This window comes from Lactobacillus sp. UMNPBX19, from assembly GCF_002553805.1.
Classification (GTDB): Bacteria; Bacillota; Bacilli; order Lactobacillales; family Lactobacillaceae; genus Lactobacillus.
Map to the genome: position 1 here is coordinate 1 of NZ_PCYR01000056.1, position 2,264 is coordinate 2,264.

Here is a 2,264-nt window from a genome sequence, read left to right on the forward strand (position 1 = left end):
GTAAGAAATAATTAACTAAATTAGATCATATTATTAGTCTTGATGTAATAATATGATCTTTTTATTTTCTTTTCGCCTATTTATTGAATACATATGATATAATATTAGTTAAGGAGGTGAAACTATGAAAGCTAATCAAGTAATGGAAATACTTCAAATTAGCCGCTCAACTTTGAAGCGTTATCGTGAAAAAGGTTTTATTAAAGCTGTTCAAAAGCCAACAGGTCAATTTGAGTTTGACGATGATTCGGTTTGGTTGTTTAAAAATAAACATACTCCTCGTCAGACTATTCTCTATGGTCGTGTTTCTACTTATAAGCAAAAACATGATTTAGCTAATCAAATGCAAGAATTACGTGATTTCGCTGAAAATAAAGGCTATCATGTCGATAATTCCTTTTCAGATATTGCCAGTGGCATCTCTTTTAAAAATCGAAAACAGTTCTTTAAATTATTAGACTTAGTTTTGGCAGGCAAAGTTGAAAGAGTAATCATTACTCATCAAGATAGATTGAGTCGTGTAGGGTTTGAGCTATTTGAATACTTGTTTAAAAACTACGGGACAGCGATTGAAACTATCTCAAATGAGCTGAATCCTAAGACTGATGAAGAAGAGCTGTTTGAAGAAATTATCAGCCTACTGCATTGCTTCTCTATGAGAGAATATTCTCATAGACGAGTGGAACGTAAGCTTATAGAAAGCACCTTAAATCAGAAAGGCGGTGAAAAAGATGGCAAAAAAGAATAAGCAAGTTCCTAGAAATGATCTGCAATATGAGCAATTAGCCAGTGAATATCTGATTAAAGCTAATCCGAAGCTTGATGAGTATTCTTTAGTAGCACACAATTTGTACAACCGTGCCCTTTTTGACTTAAGACAAGGTTTCTTTAAGAAAAGATATATTAAAGGCTATAGTCAACTCGATCAAATATTTAAAGAGCGTTATCAAAAGCGTGAGTTAATGCTTTATCATAGCTTAGGCTATGTCCAATCGGCACAACAGACTTTAAGAGAGGTCACAACTGTTTGGCAGGCATTCTTTAAAGCGCTGAAAGCCTACAAAGCTAATCCTAGTAAGTTTAGCGGAAAACCAAGATTGCCCCGTTATTTACGGGACAAACGCCATACCTTCTTTGTGACTAATCAGAACGCTAAAGTTAAAGATGGCTATTTGATTGTTCCAAAATTGGATTTAAAGCTAAAACTTGCGCCTAATATTGAAAAAATTGGACGCGTTGCTTTTAAACCTGTCGCTAATGGTTATAAAGTAATTGTTCCATATAAAGCCAATAAAGAAATTAAATACTTACCAGATAACGGTAAATATATTGGGATTGATCCTGGAATTGATAATGCTTTTGCTTGCGCTTCTAACACTGGTAATCGTCCACTACTCATTAACGGTCGTGGAATTAAGTCGGTTAACCAGTATTATAATAAAAAGCGTGCTGAATTAAGACAGCTTCAAGCTAGACACCATCAGCTTGAACGAATAATTAATACCAAACAAGGTAAGAAAGTTGTCTATCAAGATACCCAAGCCATGAAGAAAATTACCGCTTGGCGCAATGACAAAATTAGGCAATTTGCCCACAAAGCATCTAAACGTATCGTGGATTATGCGTTAAACTGTGAGGCAAACACAATTGTCATTGGTAAGAACAAATCATGGAAAAGAAGTTCAAATATGGGGAAAAGAAATAATCAAAACTTTATTGGGATTCCTCACCAGGTGATGATCGACATGATTAAGTACAAGGCTAATTTAGCAGGAATTACTGTTATTCAAACTAACGAAAGTTACACTAGTCAAACTAGTAGTTTAGATCATGAACAGCCTTGTTGGGAAAACGGCAATAAAAGCAGAAAGCGACAAGGTAAAAGCCCTGTTAACAGACGAATTAAACGTGGTTTGTTTAAAGCTAATGATGACCGCTTAATCAATGCGGATATTAACGGAGCTTTGCAAATAATTAGAAAAGTATTCTCGAATTTCCAAGTGAATGACGAGATAGCGGGCGTAGTGTTACGTCCAGTTAAATGGAGTCCTAAGTTTTAGGGCACTACTTAGCAAAGGAAATATAAATCTTATCCAAGTTTATCGGTTGACGCTTTTGTAAAGTTGTCCTTATAGTTTCTAAGCTAGCAAAAGTTTGGGAGTGTGCTAAAAAGGTTGAAAGCAGATATTAATAAACGAAGATAAGATAGGAAAATGTATTCAAATAAAATAAAGTGGATATATTTAACCAATATTTTCTAACAT

General features: G+C 34.5%; 2 protein-coding genes. Both read left to right on the forward strand.

Going from position 1 to position 2,264, the window contains the following annotated elements; genetic code table 11:
• Positions 1-124: 124 nt before the first annotated feature.
• Positions 125-748 (forward strand): IS607 family transposase, encoded by a 624-nt coding sequence (locus tag CP370_RS08955; RefSeq protein WP_065991183.1) that lies wholly within the window; start codon positions 125-127, stop codon positions 746-748.
• Positions 732-2,060, forward strand: coding sequence for an RNA-guided endonuclease TnpB family protein (locus CP370_RS08960; RefSeq protein WP_013085970.1), 1,329 nt, complete (start codon positions 732-734; stop codon positions 2,058-2,060). Before CP370_RS08955 ends, CP370_RS08960 begins: the two co-directional genes overlap by 17 nt.
• The last annotated feature ends 204 nt before the right edge of the window (positions 2,061-2,264 follow it).

Bases quoted from the DNA above. Each gene is read 5' to 3' on its own strand.
- CP370_RS08960 (WP_013085970.1), top strand. From the start codon at position 732: ATGGCAAAAAAGAATAAGCAAGTTCCTAGAAATGATCTGCAATATGAG.
- CP370_RS08955 (WP_065991183.1), top strand. From the start codon at position 125: ATGAAAGCTAATCAAGTAATGGAAATACTTCAAATTAGCCGCTCAACT.